Origin of the sequence: Methylocystis rosea (assembly GCF_003855495.1) — a bacterium.
In the GTDB taxonomy this organism is placed as follows: Bacteria; Pseudomonadota; Alphaproteobacteria; order Rhizobiales; family Beijerinckiaceae; genus Methylocystis; species Methylocystis rosea_A.
On the sequence record NZ_CP034086.1, the window covers coordinates 1,259,064 to 1,281,434 of the forward strand.

Here is a 22,371-nt window from a genome sequence, read left to right on the forward strand (position 1 = left end):
ATGAAACCACGAAGCGTTTATTTGCGGCCAGGACCGCGCTATGACCTCAGTTGATTATCGTTTTACGAGAGGTTCATGTCCGATAATGCCGCACGCTTTTCGCATATACAAGGTATTGAAAGGCAACGGATTTTCTGACACCGAGTCAGATGCTATCGCGTCAATTGTTGAACAAGCTAGAACCGAAGGCGCTAGGTTCTCTCGCGAAAAGGTGGCCAATATCCTTTTTGATGGCGGATTCGAAGAGGCTGCTTCGGAAGCAATCGCAGAAGCTCTGAGAAATTGTTATGGAACGGAAAAATTTAACATTCATTTTGATCAGGCCGATCTAAAATTTAAAATTGTCCGCGCGAAAATACATGTGGAACGCGCGCAATTCTTGTTGGATACAATCTTCCCCGCTGTAGTGACGCGTCGTGACGCGCATCCAAGAGTTATCGTAAGATACGCCCCACGTGCGGGAAGCGTTGTGATGTGTGATTTTACTCACTTGTCACGACCAGAAATGGTCAAAGAGCGTCGTGCGATCGTGATCTCAGGCCGCTCTAGTTCATGCAAAGATAGATGCACTGTTGTTCCTGTCAGTATGAAGGAATACAACGATGGAAAATTGATGAACCATAAATTTGAGGCTGGAAAATATCCTTTTTTCAGCAAAGATAAAGATGTGTGGGCGATTTGTGATCACATATATACCGTGTCTCTTTCCAGACTTTGGCAGGTTGTGGTTTTGGGTAGGCCTTCAATCCCTGCAATTTCGGAGGGTGATTTATGTGGAGTGCGGGATATGGCCCGTGCTTTCATTGGACCCGCCCCTTGACAGGCGACACGTTCCGACATACTTTCCCTGCCACTTGCTGACTGGAGCGATCCACGCCAGCCGGCCGCTACCTTGAAAAAGGGTGCGGTTGGGGTAATCCCGAGGGACCCCCGTTAAAAAAAGCGCAGGCGCCAGAGATGGGCCTGCGTTTTGCGTTTTGGCACTTTATACCGCCGCGCAATACTCGCCCCAATCCGCCATCAATTCCCGCCGCTTTTGGAACAGGTCGCCGCGCCTATAAGCCGCCTCGACCGCGTTCCCGATCGAATGCGCCAAGGCCATCTCGACGACGTGATTCGGAGAGTGCGTCGTCTCCGCGGCTCAATCCCTGAAGGTTGAGCCTGCCGAAAGCCCGTAGCCGAGATCACACGCCGAGCGGCCCCGTGGTTCCCGTTCCCTTTCGGCGAGCTTCCGCCTCGCGTTCGGTCAGGACCGCGTGCCAGATTTCGTAAGTCTCGCGCACCATCGCGTCGACGGTGTCGAAATCGAAAAGCTTAACTCCCGTCGCTGTATGCAGGTTGGGGGTCCGCACGACGCTCTCCCCTTTCCCGTGCGTGCCAAACTGGATGATTGCCAGTTCCACCTCTGAGAAGTCGGGATCAGCAGCACGGATGCGCTCGTGCATAACTGAAAACGCGAACCGTCGCCCCTCTCTTGTGAGTTTCTTACCCCGCCGAGGGTCAATGAAAGGGATGGTAGGTCGGCCGTCCACCGAGATAACTGCCGGAACCCAATATGACACCTTTCCAGAAAGCCCCACAGCCAGCGAGAAAAATTCGTGTCGCCGCCCGGCGATGGAATGATCGTCAGCGAAGTTATACAGGGCGTGGGCGACAGTCAGATTGGCGATCTTTTCCGCATCAGTCCGAGCCCGCTTAGATATCTCTTCGGCGATCTGCGCCCAGGGCGCGCGCGGCACAATACCGAGTGGCCCGGCGTCTACGTTCAGAATTTCGAGCTGTGACCGTCGCGTTGGTTGATATGAGTAGGGCGGATACCCCAGTTTCATCAGCTTGAGTTCGTGCCATTTTTGATCGGTCGGCAACGGCGCGATGCGTGCCAAGTCCAAATCAGGTAAAGGGCGTGTCTTCAACCGGCTCTCCTGCCACTGGTTCAGCGCCAACGCTGATCTTGTGGAATTTGAAACGTTCCCTAATCACATCATCGCCGATCCTGAGCCCTAGCGCCATATGTGTTCGCGCTTGGTTCACAACAAATTCCCATGGCGCCCCTTTGGCGTGAGATATCTCGACGAGGCGACCGGGCGTCAACCGACCGTATGAGAGCATCACGGACCGGATCAGATGCGAAACTGCGCTACTTTGAGGGGAGGGGAGCATCGATTCTTGCCCCGTAAGAGGCTCTCGGCGGGCAGCCCGAAACAAGATCGGCGCATCACCAGCCGCCTTGAACGCTTGATAAGCCGCCGGATGAACCGGCCCATATTGCCACGCCTCGAAATACCCGGTCACCAAAGGCTGTTTCGTCTCGACCAGATGACGGGCATGGGCAAAATACAGCAATTTCTGAAGGGCGAGATTGCTCACAGCGATGCCGTCCAAGGCCGCCATGTCGAGCATGAGGTTGCAAACCGCGCGTGCGTCATAAGGCCCGTCAGAAGACATGGCTCGTTCTAACGCATTTACCGGAGGCCCACCATTCAGGCAAAATGCGCGGGTGCCGCGGACGCTTTGGCTTCGCAGATCGGCGATCGGGCGGAGCAGGGCGCACGTGTTTTCTTATCACCATCGTCGTCATCACGTTTCCGCGACAGACATGCTCCCAAGCTACCAATCCAATCAACGAGTCGCTAAGGTAAAGGTTCGTCATCAGGAAAAACAGAATCCCCCGGCCGAACACCCCTATTTGCAATTAGCATCCGGTATGCAATCGTGTGACACGTTGTTATAAATCTTGTCTTGGGGTGGTTTATATCAGAAGCTGCTGCTCGCTGACTTTCTGGAAGCTTGCTCAAGTAAGCCTGCGGAACGTAGGTCTGTGGCGTATCCGGCATTTTTAGTTGATCGCAAACCGCGGAAACTTCGGGGGTCTCGAAGGATATTGAAGTCCAAGAATGGGCGAACACATTTCTGAGAAATTTAATTTGGTCAAAATCGAACCGTGTTTGCGGGCCAATTAGCTTCAGGGCATAGGCCATGACGATCTTTGACGAAAAACTGTTTAACGCACCTCCGAATCCGAAAACATTTTTGCGATCATCTGGACTTAAATCGTTACGCAGCATACATGCTAGTAAGCGCTCAAGTCCTACCTCCAAAAAAGAAGACCACATTATGGCTGCGGCTCGATCGCTGCTTGAAAGGTACAACTCGTTTTCAATATTTTCTATCTGTTGTGGGGTTGGCTCACTACGAATGAGCTGATGTAGTTTCTCAATATATTTTGGAGTTTTTGGCACGTATACGCTCCTCCGTTATATTGCCGGTTGGCCATTAATACTCAATAGTGGATACACAAAACTCAGACCAATCATTCATGAGCGGCTTGCGCTTCGCGAAGTGATCGCTTCGCTGATAGGCCCGTTCGACTTTCGAGCCCGAATAGTGTGCGAGCGCCGCCTCTTTCACGTCGTGAGTGTAGTGCGTCGTTTCTTCGGCCCATGTCCTGAAGGATGACCTGAAGCCGTGGGCCGTGACGTTTTGCCGCCGCATGCGCCGCAAGAGTTGCAACAAGGACATGTTTGACAGCGGCGCGCCGTGTCTCGCGCCGGGGAAAACCCAATCGTCGCCTTCGCGCCGAAAGCGCGTGGCGGCTTCAAACGCCGCGATGGCGGCCGTGGAGAGGGGAACCCGATGCGCTTTGGCGGTTTTCATGCGGCGAAGGGGAATCGTCCAAACACCTTTCTCTAAATCGACCTCGTCCCATTTCGCGTTCAACACCTCGCTTGTTCGGCAAGCTGTCAAGATCAAAACGTGCAGCGCTATCGACGATAGATCGTCACGCGCAGCCAATTCCGCGACGAACGCAGGCACTTCCGCATAAGGCATTGCGGCGTGATGTGTGACCGTCGCCGCCTCTTCGAGCTTTGGAATGAGAAAGCGCAATGGGCCGTCTAGCTTCGCGGGGTTGTCTCCCGAGCGCCACCCTTTCGCGGTCGAATAATCTAGAACCGCCTCTATGAAGCGGCGCAGCCGGCGCGCCGTCTCGGGTTTGCCGGCTTCCTCGCGCTTGGCCCATATTGGCTTTAGCGCCGCCTCGACGCGCGCCAGTGTGACGAGCGACACAGGCAAATCGCCGAAGTGGGGATAGGCGTATGTCGCTAGCGTGTATTTCCAGATCGACGGGGTTTTGGCCGAGCGCCAGCCACCCTGCATGGTTTCAATGCATGATTCGGCGGCCTCCCTGAAGGTGACGCCTTGCGCCTTTCGGGCGGCGCCGGCTGCGCGTCTTTCCTCCAATGGGTCGAGACTGTCGGCGCGCTGCTTGCGGCATTCGGCCGCCTTCTCCCGCGCCGCGGCGAGCGTCACGGCGTGGCAGGCTCCAAGCCCCATTGTGCGAACCTTGCCGGCCGTCTTGAAGCGGAAAATCCATGAACGCGAGCCCGAAGGCGTCACCTGAAGAAACAATCCGCCACCGTCGCCAAGCAGGCCAGGGCCGTGAAAGGCCTTGGCCTTGCGGTCTGTGAGCTTATTCAGCGCCACGGCTTAATCTCGCGAATCCAAACCTTACCGCCGATGTTACCTATGGTGTGAGATTAGGCAATATGGGGCGATAGCCCGTGAGCGCGTTTGCGCCCGCAATGCCAGAGAATTCCGATGTTTTTGATTGTTGCTGATAGGGCCTGATAGCTCTAAGTGGTGCCGGTTGCAGGATTCGAACCCGCGACCTACTGATTACAAATCGCAAAATCCGTTGTCACAGCGACTATCAAGCGCACTCGACCAATCAACAAAAATTCCAGCAGTCCCTTGCGATACAGCCAGAAACGGCTATCGTGTGATCACCGGGCGTAACAACTACTATCGCTCAATTTTGTTGTCCGACCGTTGTCCAGCGATCGGGGCAAACGATCAGACGACAAATCGTCAGAGGGTCGGGGGATGGCCGCCAAGAAAGACTTCACGGACAGGTTTTTGCGGTCGATCAAGCCCGCCGAACCGGGGAAGCGCGTCATTTACATGGACGCCGTCGTGCCGCAGTTCGGCCTTCGCGTCGGAGACAAATCGACGAAGGATAATATCGGCGCCTTTGTCTTGGTCGCGCGCTGGCCAGGCGGCAGCAAGAACCCAGCGCCCCGTCGTATTGGCGACTACCCCATCACGTCGCTCGCGGAGGCCAGAGAAATCGCCCGAGAATGGCGTGAAGATATCAGGCAGGGAATCGACCCCAAGGTGAAAGAGGAGCAGCGGCGCTGCGAGGAGGAGCTTCGGCGGAAGGAAGAAGCTAACGCCCAAGCCAATACGTTCAGCGCCGTCTTCGAAGATTATCGAGCGGAGTGTCTATCCCGCATTAAGACCGGCGAGGCGGCCACGGGCGATATCAAACGGCACGTCATCCCAAAATGGGGCCCGCGGCCAATCGCTGAAATTCGGCGTGCAGACGTCAAAGCGCTGATACGGGAAATCGACAAGGTGGCCCCGAGAACGTCGAGTTTGATTCTGTCCTATTTGAAGACATTTTTCTCTTGGGCGACAGACGAAGAGCGAATCGATGCGAACCCGGCGGCGGGCATCAAACCGCTGTCGAGCGCGGTGAAGCGCGACCGAGTATTGTCCGACGCGGAGATCAGAGCCTTCTGGATCGCCTGCGGCGACCTCGGCGCCTTCGGTCGGGCCTTCCGCTTCCTGCTGGCGACAGGTCAACGCCTGTCAGAAGTGGGCGATATGCCGTGGCGAGAGGTCGACGTCGAAGCCCGTCGCTGGACAATCCCTCGCGAACGGGCAAAGGCTGATCGCGCGCACGAAGTGCCTCTCAGCGACCTTGCGCTGGCCACTTTGGGGGAATGTCCGCGGCTCGGTCCGTTTCCGTTCACGACGCGCGGCGATATCCCCATCGCAGGCTGGAGCAAGTCGAAGGTTGCGCTCGACAGAGCGATGCTCGCGCAGTTGCAAAAGGATGCTGACGAGAAAGGCGAGACGGCACCTGTCACCTTGCCGGATTGGCGTTTGCACGATCTTCGCCGGACGTGCGCGACGAATCTTGCGCGCCTCGGCGTCGACCGCATCGTCATCAGTAAACTGCTCAATCATTCAGAAGGCGGCGTCACTCAAATTTACGACCGCCATGCACGCGACGCTGAAAAGCGCCGCGCGCTCGATATGTGGGGGCAGCGCCTACAGGCGATCGTCGATGACATGCCCGCGAGCAACGTCATTCCTTTGTCGGCGGGGCGGCGGTGATGGCGATGGTCGACGACGCGAAGATCAGAAGCGCGACGCCGGCGGCCGTCGTCGAAATGGCTCGCGTCCTACCGATCGGCAGGGATGTCGCCGAGCGTCTCTTGAGCGACGACAGGATTGTCGGCGTTTGGCGAGAACTCGGAAGGCGTGAACCCTTGCCGCTGGCGGTCAACGATCGATATCTCTTAAATCATTGGGATATCGACGACCGCCACGTTTCCCCCCAGGACCGGGCATGCGCTGCGCTTTTCGCTTTTGTCGTAATCGAATTCGCGCAGAAGAGGACAATAATTACGAGCGCGCACGCCCAGGCGTCGGTCGCGATGTGGGGCGACGTCGTGAAGTGCTGCCGCTCCGTTCCGGAGCACGACACCGCCAACAATGCCGATTTGGCCCGCTCGCTGGCGGTGGTTGCTAAGTATTTCGAGGATCGCGCGAGCGTATTTGATCCGAAGAGCCCCTACTTTTTGTCGCGCAGCGCTCGAGAAAGGAGCGACGATGAGACGCGCGCGCGGGTGCGCGCATTGGGACGTATGATGCACAAAATTTACGGTTCTTTCCTATATGGAACCCTCGCAACGATGGCGACTGTGGCCCTTGGGCTCGAAGACGAAATCGCTCGCAAGAGTGCCGAGAATTGGTGCTCCGACCTGCTCGCGGGCGAAGATCATTCCGCAGCGGCGCGATAGCCTTCCGGCACTTCATCTATTGGCTGCGCTTTTACTTTGAATTCTCGGGAGGGAGGCTCGCCGGTAATATCGTTTCGCAAGTGCGTTAAACGATACTCAGCCGCAAGCTTTTTCTGCGAGAACGACGACGCCTTGGTCTGACGCAAAAAGCCGGCGTTGATCAGCTCCAGAATCGCTCGCGCCGCAACCGAATGGTGCACTCCAATCCGCTTTCCGAGTTCGCGCGACGAAACTGCTATTTTTCCGTTGTTCGTGCCGTTGTGCATCAACCCGATCGTGATCCACGCCTTGGCGGCGATCCCGGAAAGGTCGCGCCACGCGGGCGTTTGTTCCAAATATTCGTAAACGCGAACGTGCCGTGCGTCGCCTTTCGACCGTCCCTTTCGATCATGTCTCGCCATTCGCGCGCCTCCCCTTGGCGAAGGCGATTGCACGCGAGCGTATCCAATTCCGGGTTTTCAGAGATGGCGCGGTCGGCCCGGCGCTACGCGTCCATGCATCGTTCGGCCAATGGCCGAACTTTTCCCGAAACTTGTGCGACGCCCAACCATCCGAATAGCCGCGCTCCGCGGCGATGAAGCGAAGCTCTCCGAAAAATTCCCGCTTTTCGCTGGCGGTCGGCGCCCACTTCTCCGCGCGCGTCCCCGAGCCGAGTTCGACGAGTTCGCCGTCAACGGCGTCGACTTCGCATTTGGCTTCGCGAACGGCTCCGCATGCCTCACAAACAGCGGCTTTCCGCGGCATGACCGCCGAGCAACCATCGCAGATACGCGGCAGCGGCGCCTTACGTTCGCGATCATCTTCGCCGGCCTTCTTTGGCTTGCCATCGTCGAGATGCTCGTGATGGATGTCGGTGACGAGCCCGAGGCGAAGATGGTTGCCGGCATGATCCAAGACGATCAATTTATCTTTTCCGGAAGCCGTCCGAAGGCCGCGGCCGATCGTCTGAACGAAAAGCATTTCGCTCTTGGTCGGCTTGGCGTCGACAATGCAGCGGACGTCCAAATCGACGCCGGTCGTCAGCGTGGCGCAGTTGGTGATGATCTTCGTCACGCCGGCGCGGAAGCGGCGAAAGATGCGCTCGCGCTCTTCGACAGGCGTATATGCGTCGACAAATTCGGCCGCCACGCCAGCCTCTAGAAAACGCTGTTGCAAATGCTCGGCATGGGCGCGGTCAACGCCGTAGCAGAGCGTCGGGCGTTTCTCGCCACGCGCAAGCCATGTGGCGACAACATCGCCCACGAGCGTCGATTTGTTGCAGGCATCAGACAGCTCGCCTTGATGAAACTCGCCGGCGATCGTCGCCACGTCCGAAAGGTCCGGCTCGCTCGGCGCGAAGACGATGAACGGCGACAAATAGCCCGCTTCGATTAGCTCGGCGGTGCGCGCAGCGATGATCAAGTCATCGTAATATTTCCCGAGTCCGCGCGCCCACGGCGTAGCCGAAAGGCCGATGAAAGGAACATTCGCCCATTCCGGGTCAGTCATCCATTCGTTGACGCTTGCGAACATGCGGTGCGCTTCGTCGATGATGACCAGCGCGGCCTCCGGCTTTTCGCGCCGCGCGAGACTCTGGACGGAGCACACCTGGACGGGCTGGCTCGGGTCAGTCAGCACGTGATCAGCCTGGACAACGCCAATGCAGCCGAGTCCCTCACCACAGAAGGCGGAAACAGTCTGCTCCACCAAGCTGAGCGCCGGCACCGCGAAGATGACGCGATGGTCCCTTTCCAACGCGCGCGCGATGATGTGTGCGGCCGTTAAAGTCTTGCCGAATCCAGTCGGGGCCTGAAGCAGCGGGCGCTTGTGGCCGGCGCGCAGCGATGCGCGCAGGGCTTCGAGCGCGCGGGCTTGGTGCGGACGAAGACGGCGCAGATTGCCGGTCGGCGCGAGAAGCGAGTTAATAGCGCCTCCTTGCTCTGCGCGCGATCATCGGGCCGAATCGGCGATAAGCGCGCCGCCGGAGTTTCCGCGTGACGTAACGCGTCCCATTTGGTAGAGCGATGATCGAGCCGCCGGCCAAGGTGCTCGATTTTCAGAGGGCCGCCCGATGCGTCACGCTGCGGAGCGGCCCTCGCGCTTTTTGGGGCGGCCATTCACGCCACCTCGCCCGCCTTGACGGCGACCGCCTTGCGGCCTGTCGGGCGTGTCGCCAACCACTCGAGAACTTCATCCTCGCGCCATGCGCGCGCGTTCGGCGTGACCAAGAATCCTTCTGGGAAGTTTTGGTTGTCGATCGCACGCTTAAGGGACATGCGGTTGGTGAAGACGCCCATTGCGACCAAATCGACAAAACGTAGCAGCTTCATTCCTTCACTCCGCGAGTTGCACTGCGATGCTCGTGACGTAACGGAACTTGGGGCTGCCCGTAATTTCCCAACTACGTGTCCCCGTTATTGGGATACCCGGCGCGTTGACCATTTCAGTCGCACCTCCGCGACTATCGGCCAGATTCCATAGTCGCTCCTGCGCGACGCATAGGCGCTCCTGCGCGACTATGTTGTCGCTCCTGCGCGACTGTGCCTTGCTAACAGTCGCTCCTGCGCGACTGTAATGGCCAAAATTGGTGTCAGCTCAGTCGCTCCTGCGCGACACACCTAGTTTGCCAGGTGGGTGCGCAAGCAGCTGTGAGACGATTAGAGAGGGGGCCGCCCAGTCTCCCGACCGACGTTCGCTCCGCGAAAGAGACAGGGCCTGTCCGCCCCAGCCGCTCGACGACGAACGATGTTGCCCCAAGAGGCGAAACCGCGCGCGAAGCGTGTCGAACCCGCGCGTCGAAAAAATCCTCGCCGCTTCGACAATGACCGGCCAGCGGAGCGCTACCACCGGGGCAGCGCCTCAAACTCCTCCATGCCGGTTACACACGACAAAGGACACTCAGGGGCAGGGAGGGGGCCGCGCGCGCGGCCTACCGCGCGCAGCGGCGGGGCGAGAACAATCCCCCTGCGACAGAAAACCAAGACGGCCAAGACGAGCCCGAGCTGTAAGCGCCAATTCCGAGAAGGGCGTCAGATGCAGAGCCAGGCGGGCAGGCCAACGGACGCGATCGCAGCGACGCAGCGCCCCCCTCAACTTCAGGGTCGTTAAAACAACACACTGCCAACCCACCCCGAAGTAACCGACAAGGGCCAAGGACGCGCGCGCAGCGCGCGCGGCCCACCCCCGCAGCGGCTGCGCCGGCGACAAACTCCGAATCCACAAAACAGGGATCAGCCATCACGCGGATCATGAGCTCCCTCGCAACCCGAGCCGACGAAAAATTGATCGATGATGGGAGAGAAGGGCCGCACGGTCTTCCCCACCGCATCGCGATTTTGGGCGCGCCGGCGCGACACGTTCGCTGCATGGAATCGAGGAGAGCATGCGATCAGAGATCAGATGATCACGGTCCTTGTTCGTTTAGATATACGCAAATGATATCAATTGTTATGCTCTGTTAGAATTGCGGAGTTCGGTTGGGCGTGGCAGCATTAGGACAACGCGAGGACAACATTCGCCGGATTTCGTTGGCGATTTAATCGGACAGTGGGTCATCCGTCGGCAAAGTGTTGCCGATGTAACGACGCAAGGAAAATCACGTGACGGCGGCAGCGGCAAAGTCTGAGCGGAACATGAAGAAAGCCCGTGCGGTCGTCACGAATGACCCGCGCCGTCTGGCGGGTATTGCGATGCACAGCGCGCACGGCCGCCGATTTCGCGATATCGCGGAAGAGGTGATGAAGGAGTTTGGCCCCGACGCGCCGACGACGAAAGTGCGGGAGCTATCGACGCTCCGGATGACGCTGGAAGGAATGCAGTCGGCGGCGATCGCGGGCGACCCGAACGCGGCAGATACGATTGTTCGACTGTCCCACTCGATTGCGAGGCTCGAGAGTTCTCTTCGCCGTCGGCGCGCGGCGCAAGTCGCGATGACGCCTCCCGCCAATTCTCTCGCGAACATCATCGCCCGGCATCGGCGAGAGGCAGATGAAGCCGCGCGCCGGGCCGCCGCAGCCACCCCCGCACCGCCCGCCGGCGACGGCGGCAACGAGGGTCCGGCCTGATGATTGCGACGCTCGCCCCTGCCGATCGCGCGCAGCTGGGTCGCCTTGGCGAAGCGCTACATCGCGCCGCCGCGCTCGGCGATCGGCGATGGGCGGCGTTTCCGATCGTGCGGTCGTGCGTCGCTGAAGCGATGTCGACGTTGCGCCCCCATTGCGACGCCGCGGACGTGGAAGAGGTCGCGCACCGCCTTGTCGGCGTCGTTGATTACCGCTCGGGCTACGACAGCATGTTTGAACTCGCCCTAACCGAGGTCTGCGCTCACGGGCTCGCTTGGTCTTGGGAGCGGTGCTGATGAGGCCGCTCGTCACCATGCGGCGCGCGCTCGCCGATCCCGCGCTGTTCGGTTCGATCTTGCCCGGCGAAAGTTGGGCGGCTTGGCGCGTGTTGCTGATCGCCGCGCTGGGCGAGCCGCTTACCGACGAGGAGCGGGTAATCTTCGCAACGCTGACAGGGCGCGAACGCGAGCCACTGGAGCGCGTGGAAGAGTTCTGGGCGATCATCGGCCGTCGAGGCGGCAAGACGCGCGCTGTGGCCGTGCTGGGCGCTTATCTGGCGGCCCTCGTCGACTACTCGGACGTGCTCGCGCCAGGCGAGAGAGCGGCGCTGCCCATCATGTCGGCGTCGACTTGGCAAGCAAGCCGGGCGAAACAGTTCTTGAGCGGCATATTTTCAAGCGTTCCGGCGTTTGCGCAGCTCGTCGAAAGCGAAACCGCAGACACGATCAGCCTATCCACACGCGTTGACCTTGAAATTCGCCCGGCCAGCTTCCGGACGTCGCGTGGTGGCACTTTCTGCGCCGCGGTCGCGGACGAGGTCGCATTCTGGCGTTCAGACAGTTCGGCAAATCCTGACACCGAGATCATGAACGCGTTGCGCCCGGCGCTCGCCACGACGGGCGGCATGCTCGCTGCGATTAGCTCGCCATATGCAAGGCGGGGCGAGCTTTACAATACGTGGAAGCGCGACTACGGCGCCAACGGCGATCAGGCCATACTTGTCGCGAAGGCGGCGTCGCGTGTCATGAATCCCTCGCTCAGCGAGAAAGTTGTCCAGCGCGCTTACGAACGAGATCCTGCAAGCGCCGCCGCCGAATATGGCGCTGAATTTCGCACGGACGTCGAATCCTTCATCAGCCGCGAAGTCGTCGAAGCGGCCGTCATTCCGGATCGCCACGAATTGCCGCGCATCGCGGGCGTTCGCTACGTCGGCTTTTGTGATCCGAGCGGCGGCAGCGCCGACGATATGACGCTTGGGATCGCGCATCGCGAGGGCGAGCGAGTTGTTCTCGATTGTGTGCGCGCGGTGAAGCCGCCCTTCAGTCCCGACGCTGTGGTCAATGAATTTGCCGCTACTCTCAAAGGCTACGGCATCCGCGAAGTCACCGGCGACAGATATGGCGGAGAGTGGCCGCGCGAGCGCTTCAGGGCGGCCGGGATCACCTATCGTCCAAGCGAGAAGAGCAAGAGCGATCTTTATCGCGAAGCGCTGCCGCTCTTGAATGCTGGGCGTGTCGAGCTTCTCGACCTCCCGAAATTGATCTCGCAGCTTTGCGCGCTCGAACGCCGGACGGCTCGTGGCGGTAAGGATTCGATCGATCATCCGCCTGGTCCCGCCAACCATGATGATTACGCGAATGTAGTTTGCGGCGTGTTGGTCGAAGCGCTTGGCGGGAAGCAGCTGATGGAATTTTCGGAGTCGATGATCAGACGCTTGGAAATGGGGCTGATTTGAAACTTGAGGAGCAAAAAATGTTTCGACCCATGCCGTCGCCGAAAGGCAGCAATCACGAAGGTCTATACGTCCCCGCAAAATTCGTTCGTTCACCTGTCGTCGCTGCTTACGACTCCGTGACGGGCCTCGCGCCTCGCAAGCTCCTAGCGCCCGCCAGCGCGCCGAAAAAGCCGCGCGTCGACGGTCCGTCGCGCCAGGAGAATTTGCAGGCGTTGCTCGATTTCTTGTCGGCCAATCTGCCTGCCGATCTCTACGGCCAGGTCGAAGAACACCTGATGAGTTCAGTCTACGGATCCCAAGAGCGGGACACGGCCTATGCGCCCGCCGCCGATCGCCGCCCCAAGATCGCCGGGGACGCCGCGGGCGCTTCAGACTTCGCGTCGCGCTTTCCGTCGTCGCGTCGCATCGGTTTTGCGTAACAGGAGAACCAACGATGCTGATCGACGAAGTTAAACCCGACGCCCTTGGCGAACGCGCTGCCGCGCGAGAGCAGCTCGCCGACGCGATCGCTGGCGTCGACAGCGCGCGGGAACGCCTCGCCGAGGCGAAGCGCGCGGCTGATCTTGCGACCGATCGCGCCATCGAATTACGGCGGAAGGTCGACGCGCTAACGGAGCGGGCGTCATCTGCGAAGGCTAATGCCTCCGGCGATAGCGTCATTGGCGCGCTACTGCGCGGTGAGTGCCTCGGGTCGCGCAGCTCGCCGGCCGAAGAGGCTCGAACTGAGATTGCGGCGTTGGAACGCGAATTGGATGCTGTTCGCCAAGCCCGTCAAACCGCACAAGACGAGATCGAGAATCGCAAGAGCGCGATCGGCCTCGGCGAAATGCGGGTCAGGCGCATGATCGGCGGCGTTCTGCGCTCTTCCGGCGCGACTGAGCGTTTGCTTACCGGCTTGATTGATCTCGAACGCGAGGTCATTCGGCGACGTCTGGGCCTCGCCTTCCTGCTCAGGAATGACGGCGTCGCCGTCGCCCTGCGCTCCGAAGTGGAGCGACTTCTGGACGGCCACGCGTTTCCGACACGCTCCGCGACTCTTGACCACTGGGCCAACAACCCGGCGAGCAAGGATTGGGCAGCCGCGCTGGCGACGCTTGAACGCGACGCCGACGCGCGGTTGCCGGACTGATCAGATTACCGCCGGTGCGGCTTCCGCCGGCGGCAATGGCCCAGCGGGGTGTGGCCTGTAACTCCCGCCGGTCACGGTTCTGGTTCCTCTGCTCGTGACCACAGGCTGGCCTGGGGCGGCTGGCCACCTTCGGCGCTCCGGCTCTTGCGGCCGGGGCGCCGATCCTCTTTCGAAAGGAGAACATCATGGCCAAACGAAAAATTAGTTCTGACAACTTCGTCGCCGGGCTTGCCGCGGCGCTGGGGGTCGGCGCTGGGAGCGTTGCGCGAGAGGCGGTCGGACGTAACCTGAGCGCCGACAGCGAAGATGGAATTGCGGAAGTTGTCGAGTGGGCGACGAGAAATCTCGACGCCGCACAGTTGAGACGCCTGGGCGAGGAACTCGTCTCGGCCGCCGACGCTGGCGACAATGGGCGACAGGCGCAAGACAGCGCCTGGGGACGCAAGCCCGCTGATCCATTCGAGCGCCGCTTTCCCGGGTCGCGGCGCATCGGTCGCCCGTTGTGAAAGAGCCGCCGCCCGCCAAGGGCGGCGGTCGCGGACCGCCCTCGCCGGGATGCAGATAAGGTCCATTCAGCTGACGGGCTTTTGCCCCTGTCCGAGCGCCCCGACCGTGGATGTAACGGCGGGGCGTTTTTCTCTTGCTCGCGCGCCTTCGACAAAAAGTTCCGGTGTGCGACACGCTCCGAGCAGCGGACAGGGCCGGGTGGCAAACAGATTTATTGCAGCGATGGCTGCAAGCCGATAGCCGCATACGAGCGCCGCGACGGCTGGCACGCCGATCGTCGCGGCGCGCACGGCCGATAGAAGATTCCGTTCTGCATGCCGGCGCGCGCATCGGCTGGCGAAGCAGAAGAGGCACCGAGAAACGCGCCAAGGCCGAGACGACGGGTGAGAGGCACGGAACCAGTTGAGCCGCGGGCGCGATAGGCTGGTTCTCGGAATCTCAGCTTGATCCGTGGAGATGATCGGCATATCTTGATCCAAGATCAAGAAAGTTTTAATCTGTCTCGGTGAAGCTAGGAGGCAAGAATGCAGGCCAAGGTTGAGCGCGCATACCAGTTCGAGACAGATTGGATCCGCGAATATGCAAAGGCCTTTATGCATTGCGAGTCCGGCATCGAATACTCGTCGGATGCCTTTTGGCGAGAAAGGATCAGCCTAGTCGATATTCGCAACGTCTTCAGAAATGCGGACGTTACGTATGCAGATAAGCTGAATGGTCCGGGTGCGACCTGGATTGTCGAGGGAGACGATGGCGATGGGGGCTATATCGTTGCCGAGATTGTGGTGATCTCGGAGACGCTCACTGTGAAAGTCGTAAAAGCAATAAGAATCAATCGACGAGAGGAGAAATGAGATGATGCACGAACGTGTGAAGGGCGTTCCTGCGGTCGAGTGGCCCTACAATGCCGTGACGCTGGGAGCGCCATTCAAAGTCCTCCTTCACGACGGTGTAACCTTTGGTGTGGACAACTCGGGAGAGAAAACCGTTTGCATCAAGGATCCCTTCGCGCTGATCAATGCGGTTGTGCGAGCACGAGTTCTTCATCCGAGAAAGCTTTCAGGTGAAGAAATCAAGTTCGTTCGGAGGTCGATCGGAGCGAAATCAAGAAGTGTTGCTGAATTTCTCGACATGACTCCAGAGCACTTCTCGCGGTGTGAAAGTGGAGCCAAGGCATTCTCGGCAGCAAGCGAGAAACACTTTAGAATGGCTGCATACGTGTCGTCTTTTCTGGAGGATCCTAGCGCCTTCTTTTTACCTGCAGAATTGTTAAGGCAACCCAAGCCTTCAAAAGAGGCTAAGATTAGCGCGGCAGTAATTCATCGGTGGTTTCTTTCGTTGAAGATCGAGACAGTGTTCGATCCAAATGAGGAACTGCGGTTTGAATTCCATCGTGGTTCCACGGCTGACGAAAGCTCATGCGGGAATGACAATGGGGATTGGCGGGGTAACGACCGCATAGCTGCATAAACTTCATTGCCGGAACTGCAAAAGCGATACGCCCCGACCGTGGATGTAACGGCGGGGCGTTTCTTCTTTCCCAAGCTGCTGTCAGCTGCCGCCGTCAGCTCTCTTGCGATCGTCAGGCAACGCTAAGAACAAACCGACGACAGCGGACAACGCGCCGAAAAGAATATTCCTTGTGAAATAGTCGAAGTCGCTTTTGTCCCATTGTATCCAGTTGTGCAAATCCCCGATCGTTCCGACGATCACGAAATCTCTTGGCGGCACTTCACCGGTTCCGGGTGCGGGCCATTCCCTGTAGAGCAGCACGACAGAGGTCGTTGGCGCTGTCCATTCGCCGCGATCGTTCTGGGCCGAGGCAATCGCGGCGAAACGAGCAAAAACTTTCGGCTCTCTTCCTGTTGGAAGTTGAGCATTTGAATAGCTGGCGATCACTCTCATGAGGGCCGGCCACGCGTTATCGCCAGGTCTCACAGGCCGTCCAGCGTCTTTTGAGTAAGAACTGTCGAAGCGGGCCGCGACGTCGGCCAGCGCATTGTCTCCTCGCCATTCATTCCAAACGCCGAGGTATGTGAGAATGGCGAAAAGGACGGACACTGCGGAAATGCATACGCCCACCCATCGGGCAATCTGTTTATAGTTCATCGGCGTGAGCTCCACTTAACGCCGCAATCATGAACATGCTCGAAATTGTCCAGCAACCAGGACCAGAACATGAGGATTGAGCTACGGCGCCTTACTGGCGAGGTCGTCGAGAAGGCGAAGTGATCGTGGCCAAACCACAGGGATCGGCCTCATCAGCAAAGGAGAGACGCCGCACTGCCGCTCTGGCGGCCACTGAGCGCGCTATCAGCGCGGCGACCCTGGACCAGCTTGAGGCGATCGTTGAACGGCTCCTGAGCCTCGCCATAGCCGCCAGGATGGCCAAGCGCCCCCGAGAAGAGCAGGCGGCAAGGAGGGCGCTCGCGCTCGCCGAGCGCCGGCTGGCGGCCATGCGCAATAATTCGGGGGCGATTTCCGCTTTCGCGCAATGTCGCGACCCCGCGCCCTGACGATCGAGTGCTTCGGCGAGAGCGTCGAAGAGCGGCGACCCGCGCCGCCAACACGGCCGCCCGACCCTACAAAAAACGCCCCGCCGCTGCATCATCACGGTCGGGGCGTTCTTTCGCGTATGACGAGGCTTCGAGCCTCTAGGCTCGTTCGGCGATCCAACGTCGCATGGCATGCGCGCCGGCGGCGTAGGTTCGCGACTTTAGTCCGAGTTCTTCGATCTCGTCCACGATCCACCCGGGCAAAATGTCCGTGCAGTTCCACAACAACCCACATGCCTGTGACACGGAGATTTTTGTCTGAACGTAATTGATCTCGAACTCGACCATCGGCTCGGGTCCGCGTCCGTTCCACCTCATGAAGGCTTCGACAGCTTGTTCGAAGCAATCGCGATAATGGCCCGGCGCATGGCCGCTTTTGTATTTCGACATGGCTAACTCCTTCGAGGGTTTCGAATTGAAGGAGCCGGGCGACGCCCCGATCACGCTCGCGTCACCCTGGCCCGAAGGGCCTTGCCTTACCGCGCTACGCCGCCGAAGCGGCGCCTCTCAAATCTGCGATCGGGTCGACCGAGAGGATTTCCGTCAAAATATATTTATCCCCCGACTGCCGTCAACGCCCTGGCGATCGTCTGCGCAACGGCCTTGGCGTCGGCGGCGGAGAGCCGGTTGACGAGCCCGCGCCGGCTCAAGACGTAGGCTAGGGCGACGCCGCCGGCGTCTTCCACAACGAACGATTCGGCGGCCTTCCGGGTACGCAGGGGCAGAGCAGAGGGCGGGGGCGTTTTATTTCTGCATCGACTCGGTCGCCTTTCGACGAAGAAAGCGCGCAAGTTGGCTGTCACGCCGCCGCTCAGAACCATATAAGCGGCGCCGAAGCTTACCCCAAACGTCGTTTCCGGTTGCCTCTGTATTCCAATTCGGTCAGCAGAACGACCACATCATTGGGTAGCGGCTCATGCACGACTCTATCTAGATTGACCCGCAGAAGCTCGCCGATCGCCTTTAGGATGGTGAACTGCAGTTGGGGCGCGAAATAGGTGAACTCCCCGCGGTCGCCCGAGTCTTCGCTTGGCATGACGCGTCCCTCCTGAAGAAAAGAAAAACAGCGTCAAAAATCAATTGTTCCTCGAAAAATATTGAAAAATAACGCGTTAGCAGGGACTAAAGTATTGGTGCTTTGGAATGGGAAGCCCAAGCCTCTCGCGCGTCGCAGCTCATTGATCAACGCGAAGCCGCCCGCCAGTGTCGTGCGCGCGCATCGACGTCGGCTTATTGCCGCCGTCTCTTCTCAGTGACTAGACCGAGATGGAAATTCAACCTTGAGAGTTGTTCCCGTCGGACCATTTAATCGCAGAGAGCCGCCAAGCTGGCGGGCAAATGCTTGCATGATGCTCATGCCCAACGACTGACGTTCGCCCGCCGAATCCCGCCTTATTCCTGGTCCGTCATCATGGATAAGCAAACGCAATCCGTCTGTCTGCTTTAGCAATTCGACTTTGAAGGTCGTGCCCGCTCCCTTCCGAAAAACGTGCTTAGCCGCGTTCATCGCAGCCTCATTGACGAGCAGGGAGATCGCCGTCATTTGGTCCAGCGAAAGATCGATGTCCGATGCGATGTCGACGCGGACAAGAACGGGCAAATCACGAAAAACTTCGTGGAGCACGTCCGTCATCAGTGGCGCCAAACCGTTTTCGTAAGCCGTCCGATCATAGAGACGGCGATGCAAATCGGACATCATTGCGATGCGGTCCTGGGCATTCGCAATGGCTTCAGCAGTGGCTTCGTCGGACAAATCGCGTCTGACACCCTGCAGCATGGCCACAACGACCTGCAGGTTGTTCGCGACGCGGTGCTGCAGTTCTTGGAAGAGGCTTTCCTGCGCTAGGTTGGCGAATTCGAGCCGCTTGATGAGGTCCGTCATCCCAGCCACCAGCACGACGAGAAAACCGCCGACCAGAAGAAAGCCAACGAGCGCGACGACCGTACTCGCGTCCTTAATCTCAAAGCTATATGCGGGGGGGTAAAACAAGTACCAGGCCGTCGCTGCTGAAAGCAGCAGTACGGCGAGGCCTCGCGTCCATCCGCAAAGCAGCGTCGCCGCGGCGATCGCGGGATAGAAGGTCAGAAATTTTATTGGATCGAGCCAGGGCGTAAGCACGATTCGAATCGCCAAACTCGCTCCAAAGAACGCGCCGGCGACAAGCCACGCCTGCGGACCCTGGAGCTTAGTCGAGAGCCTATGAACTTTGGCAACCCAAGCCACTTTTCTCTCCAACTCCCCAGCCGATCCTGGCCGGCACGATATTAACGTGGCGGGGAGAGCACAAGCATTTCGAGGTGGCAGGCCGCCAAGGCGGTCATCCGGCCAGCGGAAGCGCCTGAACAGCTTCCGCCGTCAGCGCCCGGGCGATCGCCTGCGCCACGGCCTTGGCGTCGACGCCGGAGAGGCGGTTGACGAGGCCGCGCTGACCCGGATCTTCCTCGAAATAGACATAGGCGAGGGCGACGCCGCCGGCATCCTCGACGGCGAAGGACTCTGCGCTTTTACGGATGCGTAGAGGCATGATGTAGGGCCGGCCTATCGTCGCTTGAGGTGGCATGGCTCTGCAGAATGCGACAAGAACTTTCTATGGCCGAAATCATTTTCCAGAGCAGATCGGAATTGACGTCGCGCTTGCCGTTGTGAACTACGTTATTCCTCAGGTCTATTGCTTCACGACATGTCTCCAGCAGTGCGGCAGGGAACTCGGCTTCGGAAAAAAGCAAAGGTATCACGATGCCGAAGGAGCCCCTGAAGCCAACTTTCTCACGCAAAGATTTGATGCTGGCCACCTCTAGGCCGGGCCTGAATCGCTCGAGCGCGCCAGCGTCAACTCGGCGAGTAAACTTTCCCAACGCCACCTCGAGCGCTGTCACCGCCTCAACCAAGGCATTTCGTCGGTTCCCCTGCCTGGCGAGGTGACGAGCGTTCGCCAATAGAGATCCGATAAGCGGAGGGCGGCTCTCTCCGATCACGAACTCACGAACCGCGGGCCAATCTTGAGCTGTTAGCATGTGCTCGACCGAGTGCACGGACGCCCTGAGGGTAATTACTTGGTCGGGGTTAAATCTTGTCGGGGTGCCATCGATCGTTGCTCGTCCGTCATTCCTGATAAAAAATTGTCCTGGGTTATCGATGTCAGGTTCGAACTCCTCGAGCCAGAATTGCCCTTTCACAGATCGCGCGTATACGAGCAAGCGATTGACGCGCTTCGTTACGATTCTCTGAAGATTATGGCCAAGTTGCTTGTATTCATCGGCAATCGCGCCGGCTTCCTTCGTTCCCTGCAGCATGTAATCAGCCAGCGGCTGAGATATTTCGACTGTCAATTCGACCATTACCCGGTGGGCCTGATTGTTCTGTGTTCGAAGAATTTCCTCTTCGGAGGGTTGGAAGGCCCACCGCGTGCTCTTCAGAGGAAACATTATTGCGAGTTGGACGCCCTCCTCGACCATCTCGATGGACTCTTCCGGCAATCTCATGGGTAGCCAGCGATGGAAGACGATCGGAGCCGCAAGTTCCAAGGTCAGATTTACAGCTAACGTTGGCATGGGGCTCCTTGTTGGCACTCGGCAATGGGCTGTGGGGCCCGAACCCCACTGACGAAATTTCTCTATTGTTGTCCCCAGCGTTGTCCACATGGCGTTTGGCTGGACGCAACTCGCGGGAAATTTCCAGTAACTGTTTGATTTTGTTGGTGCCGGTTAGAGGATTCGAACCCCTGACCTACTGATTACAAATCAGTTGCTCTACCAGCTGAGCTAAACCGGCCCGTGGCGTCATCCAGGCGCATCGCGCGACTTCTCTATGCGTCCAAGCCGGCGGAGAGGTCAATCCCGGGTTTTATCCAAGGCGGGTTGTCACAACGCTCAACGCGGCGGCGCAGGCATTGGACACATTGAGGCTCTTGATCGGGCCCGGAAGATCGAGCCGCGCGACGGCGTCGCAGCGTTCGCGCGTGAGGCGCCGCAATCCCTTGCCCTCGGCGCCGAGCGCGAGCACCAGCGGCTTGGACAGCGTTAGGGTCGAGAGCGACTCGGCGCCGTCCGAATCGAGCCCGACGCGGGCATAGCCGCGCTCGGCGAGGTCGTCGAGCGCGCGCGCCAGATTGACGACGGAGACGATCGTCACGAACTCCAGCGCGCCCGAGGCCGCTTTGGCGAGGACGCCGGAAAATTCCGGACTGTGCCGCTCCGTGACGATCACCGCGTCGACGTTATAGGCGCAGGCCGTGCGCAGGATCGCGCCGACATTATGCGGATCGGTGATCTGGTCGAGCGCCAGCACCACGCCGCTGACGTTGACGATGTCGGAAATATCCGCTTCCGGCAGCGGGCGCGCTTCGAGCAGCAAGCCCTGATGCACGGCATCTGCGCCGAGCCGCCGCTCGAGATCGCGCGAATCGACGAGGCGCGGCTCGAGTCCCGCCGCCTGCGCAAGCTCGTTGATGCGCGGGAGCGCGGTGTCGGTCGCGTAAAGCGTCAGCAGCTTGCGCTTGCGCGCCGTCAGCGCGGCGCGCACGGCGTGAGCGCCGTACAGCGTGACGAGGTCGGGCGAGGCGGCGCGGAATGGGCTGCGCGTCTCGGACCGTGCGACCGTCGTGCGGCGGCCCCGCTCATGCCCGCTGCGGTCCTTTGGCGGGGGCCGACGGGTCATCTCAGCACGGCCGTCTTGACCCACCATCCCGGATGCTGGGCGCGAATGACGCTGGCGGCGCGCACAGCCTCGCGCCGGGCCGAAAACAGCGCGAAGCATGTCGCGCCCGAGCCGGACATCCGCGCCAGCCTGCAGCCCCGAGCGCCGCGCAACATGGCGAGCGCGTCGACGATCACGGGCGCCTGCAGACAGGCGGCGTCTTCGAGGTCGTTGCGCCCCTTCGCCAGCGCCGCAAGGAGTTCGTCCGCGCCTGGTCGCGCCGCGATGTCGGCATGCGCGGCGCCTTCCCGCAACGCGCCGGGTCGCAGTCCCAGCGCCGCGAAGACCGGTCCGGTTGCGACCGGCGCCCCGGGGTTGATCAGCACGGCCGGCAGGAGCGGCAGGCGAATCGGTTCGCCGAGCGTTTCGCCGGCGCCGCGCATCATCCGCGCCCGCGGGTCGAGGCAGACCGGCACGTCCGAGCCAATGGCGCGCGCGACCGCGAGGATTCGCGGGTCGTCCGGCGCGAGATGATTCGCCTTGGCCAAAAGCCGCAGCGCCGCGGCGGCGTCCGACGAGCCGCCGCCAATGCCCGCCGCGACAGGCAGGCGCTTTTCAAGTCGAAATCGGCCGAGCCGCAGCCCCTTTATCTCTTCGGCGAGCCGCCGTGCGGCGCGCAGCACGAGATTGTCGTCGCCGGCGCCGGCGGCCGAGGAGGTGGGGCCCGAAATTTCGAGGGACAGCGCGTCGTCCGGCGTGAAGGACAATGTGTCCCCCGCGCCGGAAAAGGCCACGAGGCTTTCGAGCGCGTGGTAGCCGTCTTCCCGACGGCCGAGAACATGAAGCGTAAGATTGATCTTCGCGGGGGCGCGCGTCGTCAGCATCTGACCCCGGTCTCCGCAA

Annotated in this window: 26 protein-coding genes, 1 tRNA gene and 1 pseudogene; 11 read left to right on the plus strand and 17 right to left on the minus strand. The window is 60.0% G+C overall.

The genetic code is table 11. From position 1 onward, the window contains the following. Nucleotides 1-40 precede the first annotated feature (40 nt). Complete coding sequence (locus tag EHO51_RS06010) at nucleotides 41-820, plus strand: type II toxin-antitoxin system PemK/MazF family toxin (protein ID WP_124738135.1); 780 nt, start codon at nucleotides 41-43, stop codon at nucleotides 818-820. A 165-nt stretch (nucleotides 821-985) separates the two neighbouring features. On the opposite strand, the pseudogene EHO51_RS20825 reads toward EHO51_RS06010, so the two are convergent. The 5 genes and pseudogenes from EHO51_RS20825 to EHO51_RS06035 form a co-directional block, all read right to left on the minus strand. Then, a pseudogene (locus EHO51_RS20825) lies at nucleotides 986-1,159 on the minus strand (integrase); the annotation flags it as partial. A 25-nt stretch (nucleotides 1,160-1,184) separates the two neighbouring features. Continuing rightward, nucleotides 1,185-1,913 carry a type VI toxin-antitoxin system SocB family DNA replication inhibitor toxin gene (gene socB / locus EHO51_RS06020; RefSeq protein ID WP_124738136.1) on the minus strand — a complete coding sequence of 243 codons (729 nt, stop codon included), beginning with the start codon at nucleotides 1,911-1,913 and terminating at the stop codon, nucleotides 1,185-1,187. Continuing rightward, entirely contained in the window at nucleotides 1,891-2,445 is a 555-nt protein-coding gene (socA, locus tag EHO51_RS06025; protein ID WP_124738137.1) for a type VI toxin-antitoxin system SocA family antitoxin, read from the minus strand. Before socA ends, socB begins: the two co-directional genes overlap by 23 nt. A gap of 185 nt (nucleotides 2,446-2,630) precedes the next feature. After that, on the minus strand, nucleotides 2,631-3,239 hold the full coding sequence (locus EHO51_RS06030; RefSeq protein ID WP_124738138.1) for a hypothetical protein: 609 nt from the start codon (nucleotides 3,237-3,239) through the stop codon (nucleotides 2,631-2,633). Between the two features lie 34 nt (nucleotides 3,240-3,273). Then, nucleotides 3,274-4,482, minus strand: a complete 1,209-nt coding sequence (locus EHO51_RS06035) for a tyrosine-type recombinase/integrase (RefSeq protein WP_245434771.1) — start codon at nucleotides 4,480-4,482, stop codon at nucleotides 3,274-3,276. A gap of 399 nt (nucleotides 4,483-4,881) precedes the next feature. Here EHO51_RS06035 and EHO51_RS06040 point away from each other — a divergent pair, with 399 nt between their 5' ends. Both EHO51_RS06040 and EHO51_RS06045 read left to right on the plus strand, forming a co-directional pair. After that, nucleotides 4,882-6,180 carry a tyrosine-type recombinase/integrase gene (locus EHO51_RS06040; RefSeq protein ID WP_124738139.1) on the plus strand — a complete coding sequence of 433 codons (1,299 nt, stop codon included), beginning with the start codon at nucleotides 4,882-4,884 and terminating at the stop codon, nucleotides 6,178-6,180. After that, nucleotides 6,180-6,869: a hypothetical protein gene (locus EHO51_RS06045; protein WP_124738140.1), complete on the plus strand. Its 690-nt coding sequence runs from the start codon at nucleotides 6,180-6,182 to the stop codon at nucleotides 6,867-6,869. Before EHO51_RS06040 ends, EHO51_RS06045 begins: the two co-directional genes overlap by 1 nt. Here EHO51_RS06045 and EHO51_RS06050 read toward each other — a convergent pair. The 3 genes from EHO51_RS06050 to EHO51_RS06060 form a co-directional block, all read right to left on the minus strand. Further along, entirely contained in the window at nucleotides 6,848-7,204 is a 357-nt protein-coding gene (locus EHO51_RS06050) for a hypothetical protein (protein ID WP_124738141.1), read from the minus strand. The genes EHO51_RS06045 and EHO51_RS06050 overlap by 22 nt on opposite strands. Before the next feature lie 52 nt (nucleotides 7,205-7,256). After that, nucleotides 7,257-8,774, minus strand: a complete 1,518-nt coding sequence (locus EHO51_RS06055) for a DEAD/DEAH box helicase (protein ID WP_348629948.1) — start codon at nucleotides 8,772-8,774, stop codon at nucleotides 7,257-7,259. 191 nt (nucleotides 8,775-8,965) lie between these two features. Beyond that, nucleotides 8,966-9,178: a helix-turn-helix transcriptional regulator gene (locus EHO51_RS06060; protein ID WP_124738143.1), complete on the minus strand. Its 213-nt coding sequence runs from the start codon at nucleotides 9,176-9,178 to the stop codon at nucleotides 8,966-8,968. A 1,302-nt stretch (nucleotides 9,179-10,480) separates the two neighbouring features. On the opposite strand from EHO51_RS06060, the gene EHO51_RS06065 reads away from it, so the two are divergent. The 8 genes from EHO51_RS06065 to EHO51_RS06100 all read left to right on the plus strand — a co-directional run bounded on the left by EHO51_RS06065 (nucleotide 10,481) and on the right by EHO51_RS06100 (nucleotide 15,747). Then, nucleotides 10,481-10,912: a hypothetical protein gene (locus tag EHO51_RS06065; protein WP_124738144.1), complete on the plus strand. Its 432-nt coding sequence runs from the start codon at nucleotides 10,481-10,483 to the stop codon at nucleotides 10,910-10,912. Beyond that, complete coding sequence (locus EHO51_RS06070) at nucleotides 10,912-11,205, plus strand: hypothetical protein (RefSeq protein ID WP_124738145.1); 294 nt, start codon at nucleotides 10,912-10,914, stop codon at nucleotides 11,203-11,205. The genes EHO51_RS06065 and EHO51_RS06070 overlap by 1 nt, the downstream gene beginning before the upstream one ends. Next, the gene (locus EHO51_RS06075; protein WP_124738146.1) at nucleotides 11,205-12,644 is read left to right on the plus strand and encodes a hypothetical protein; all 1,440 of its coding nucleotides are present in this window, start codon (nucleotides 11,205-11,207) and stop codon (nucleotides 12,642-12,644) included. Before EHO51_RS06070 ends, EHO51_RS06075 begins: the two co-directional genes overlap by 1 nt. A 17-nt stretch (nucleotides 12,645-12,661) precedes the next feature. Further along, nucleotides 12,662-13,063 (plus strand): hypothetical protein, encoded by a 402-nt coding sequence (locus tag EHO51_RS06080; RefSeq protein ID WP_124738147.1) that lies wholly within the window; start codon nucleotides 12,662-12,664, stop codon nucleotides 13,061-13,063. 14 nt (nucleotides 13,064-13,077) lie between these two features. Then, nucleotides 13,078-13,773, plus strand: a complete 696-nt coding sequence (locus EHO51_RS06085; protein WP_124738148.1) for a hypothetical protein — start codon at nucleotides 13,078-13,080, stop codon at nucleotides 13,771-13,773. Between the two features lie 185 nt (nucleotides 13,774-13,958). Next, nucleotides 13,959-14,279, plus strand: coding sequence for a hypothetical protein (locus EHO51_RS06090; protein WP_124738149.1), 321 nt, complete (start codon nucleotides 13,959-13,961; stop codon nucleotides 14,277-14,279). 525 nt (nucleotides 14,280-14,804) lie between these two features. After that, a complete protein-coding gene (locus EHO51_RS06095) occupies nucleotides 14,805-15,131 on the plus strand; it encodes a hypothetical protein (protein ID WP_124738150.1) in 327 nt (108 codons plus the stop codon). A gap of 1 nt (nucleotide 15,132) precedes the next feature. Further along, on the plus strand, nucleotides 15,133-15,747 hold the full coding sequence (locus EHO51_RS06100) for a hypothetical protein (RefSeq protein ID WP_124738151.1): 615 nt from the start codon (nucleotides 15,133-15,135) through the stop codon (nucleotides 15,745-15,747). An 81-nt stretch (nucleotides 15,748-15,828) separates the two neighbouring features. Here the strand turns inward: EHO51_RS06100 and EHO51_RS06105 are convergent, their stop codons facing one another. The 9 genes from EHO51_RS06105 to EHO51_RS06145 all read right to left on the minus strand — a co-directional run bounded on the left by EHO51_RS06105 (nucleotide 15,829) and on the right by EHO51_RS06145 (nucleotide 22,352). Beyond that, nucleotides 15,829-16,386 (minus strand): hypothetical protein, encoded by a 558-nt coding sequence (locus EHO51_RS06105; protein ID WP_124738152.1) that lies wholly within the window; start codon nucleotides 16,384-16,386, stop codon nucleotides 15,829-15,831. 545 nt (nucleotides 16,387-16,931) lie between these two features. After that, nucleotides 16,932-17,222, minus strand: a complete 291-nt coding sequence (locus EHO51_RS06110) for a hypothetical protein (protein WP_124738153.1) — start codon at nucleotides 17,220-17,222, stop codon at nucleotides 16,932-16,934. Between the two features lie 448 nt (nucleotides 17,223-17,670). After that, the gene (locus EHO51_RS06115; protein ID WP_124738154.1) at nucleotides 17,671-17,868 is read right to left on the minus strand and encodes a hypothetical protein; all 198 of its coding nucleotides are present in this window, start codon (nucleotides 17,866-17,868) and stop codon (nucleotides 17,671-17,673) included. Between the two features lie 213 nt (nucleotides 17,869-18,081). After that, the gene (locus EHO51_RS06120; RefSeq protein WP_245434773.1) at nucleotides 18,082-18,966 is read right to left on the minus strand and encodes a histidine kinase dimerization/phosphoacceptor domain -containing protein; all 885 of its coding nucleotides are present in this window, start codon (nucleotides 18,964-18,966) and stop codon (nucleotides 18,082-18,084) included. A 184-nt stretch (nucleotides 18,967-19,150) separates the two neighbouring features. Continuing rightward, on the minus strand, nucleotides 19,151-19,357 hold the full coding sequence (locus EHO51_RS06125) for a hypothetical protein (RefSeq protein ID WP_124738155.1): 207 nt from the start codon (nucleotides 19,355-19,357) through the stop codon (nucleotides 19,151-19,153). Then, nucleotides 19,338-20,384, minus strand: coding sequence for a hypothetical protein (locus EHO51_RS06130; protein ID WP_124738156.1), 1,047 nt, complete (start codon nucleotides 20,382-20,384; stop codon nucleotides 19,338-19,340). Before EHO51_RS06130 ends, EHO51_RS06125 begins: the two co-directional genes overlap by 20 nt. Before the next feature lie 144 nt (nucleotides 20,385-20,528). Further along, nucleotides 20,529-20,604 (minus strand) — tRNA-Thr (locus tag EHO51_RS06135). A gap of 72 nt (nucleotides 20,605-20,676) precedes the next feature. Beyond that, nucleotides 20,677-21,489 carry a TrmH family RNA methyltransferase gene (locus EHO51_RS06140; protein ID WP_124738157.1) on the minus strand — a complete coding sequence of 271 codons (813 nt, stop codon included), beginning with the start codon at nucleotides 21,487-21,489 and terminating at the stop codon, nucleotides 20,677-20,679. Further along, nucleotides 21,486-22,352, minus strand: coding sequence for a 4-(cytidine 5'-diphospho)-2-C-methyl-D-erythritol kinase (locus EHO51_RS06145; protein WP_124738158.1), 867 nt, complete (start codon nucleotides 22,350-22,352; stop codon nucleotides 21,486-21,488). Before EHO51_RS06145 ends, EHO51_RS06140 begins: the two co-directional genes overlap by 4 nt. Nucleotides 22,353-22,371 lie beyond the last annotated feature (19 nt).

Excerpts from the sequence above, each read along its gene's own strand:
- EHO51_RS06010 (WP_124738135.1), top strand. The coding sequence starts at position 41 with ATGACCTCAGTTGATTATCGTTTTACGAGAGGTTCATGTCCGATAATG.
- socA (WP_124738137.1), bottom strand. The coding sequence starts at position 2,445 with ATGTCTTCTGACGGGCCTTATGACGCACGCGCGGTTTGCAACCTCATG.
- EHO51_RS06040 (WP_124738139.1), top strand. The coding sequence starts at position 4,882 with ATGGCCGCCAAGAAAGACTTCACGGACAGGTTTTTGCGGTCGATCAAG.
- EHO51_RS06045 (WP_124738140.1), top strand. The coding sequence starts at position 6,180 with ATGGCGATGGTCGACGACGCGAAGATCAGAAGCGCGACGCCGGCGGCC.
- EHO51_RS06060 (WP_124738143.1), bottom strand. The coding sequence starts at position 9,178 with ATGAAGCTGCTACGTTTTGTCGATTTGGTCGCAATGGGCGTCTTCACC.
- EHO51_RS06065 (WP_124738144.1), top strand. The coding sequence starts at position 10,481 with ATGAAGAAAGCCCGTGCGGTCGTCACGAATGACCCGCGCCGTCTGGCG.
- EHO51_RS06070 (WP_124738145.1), top strand. The coding sequence starts at position 10,912 with ATGATTGCGACGCTCGCCCCTGCCGATCGCGCGCAGCTGGGTCGCCTT.
- EHO51_RS06075 (WP_124738146.1), top strand. The coding sequence starts at position 11,205 with ATGAGGCCGCTCGTCACCATGCGGCGCGCGCTCGCCGATCCCGCGCTG.
- EHO51_RS06080 (WP_124738147.1), top strand. The coding sequence starts at position 12,662 with ATGTTTCGACCCATGCCGTCGCCGAAAGGCAGCAATCACGAAGGTCTA.
- EHO51_RS06085 (WP_124738148.1), top strand. The coding sequence starts at position 13,078 with ATGCTGATCGACGAAGTTAAACCCGACGCCCTTGGCGAACGCGCTGCC.
- EHO51_RS06090 (WP_124738149.1), top strand. The coding sequence starts at position 13,959 with ATGGCCAAACGAAAAATTAGTTCTGACAACTTCGTCGCCGGGCTTGCC.
- EHO51_RS06095 (WP_124738150.1), top strand. The coding sequence starts at position 14,805 with ATGCAGGCCAAGGTTGAGCGCGCATACCAGTTCGAGACAGATTGGATC.
- EHO51_RS06100 (WP_124738151.1), top strand. The coding sequence starts at position 15,133 with ATGATGCACGAACGTGTGAAGGGCGTTCCTGCGGTCGAGTGGCCCTAC.
- EHO51_RS06105 (WP_124738152.1), bottom strand. The coding sequence starts at position 16,386 with ATGAACTATAAACAGATTGCCCGATGGGTGGGCGTATGCATTTCCGCA.
- EHO51_RS06110 (WP_124738153.1), bottom strand. The coding sequence starts at position 17,222 with ATGTCGAAATACAAAAGCGGCCATGCGCCGGGCCATTATCGCGATTGC.
- EHO51_RS06115 (WP_124738154.1), bottom strand. The coding sequence starts at position 17,868 with ATGCCAAGCGAAGACTCGGGCGACCGCGGGGAGTTCACCTATTTCGCG.
- EHO51_RS06125 (WP_124738155.1), bottom strand. The coding sequence starts at position 19,357 with ATGCCTCTACGCATCCGTAAAAGCGCAGAGTCCTTCGCCGTCGAGGAT.
- EHO51_RS06130 (WP_124738156.1), bottom strand. The coding sequence starts at position 20,384 with ATGCCAACGTTAGCTGTAAATCTGACCTTGGAACTTGCGGCTCCGATC.
- EHO51_RS06140 (WP_124738157.1), bottom strand. The coding sequence starts at position 21,489 with ATGACCCGTCGGCCCCCGCCAAAGGACCGCAGCGGGCATGAGCGGGGC.
- EHO51_RS06145 (WP_124738158.1), bottom strand. The coding sequence starts at position 22,352 with ATGCTGACGACGCGCGCCCCCGCGAAGATCAATCTTACGCTTCATGTT.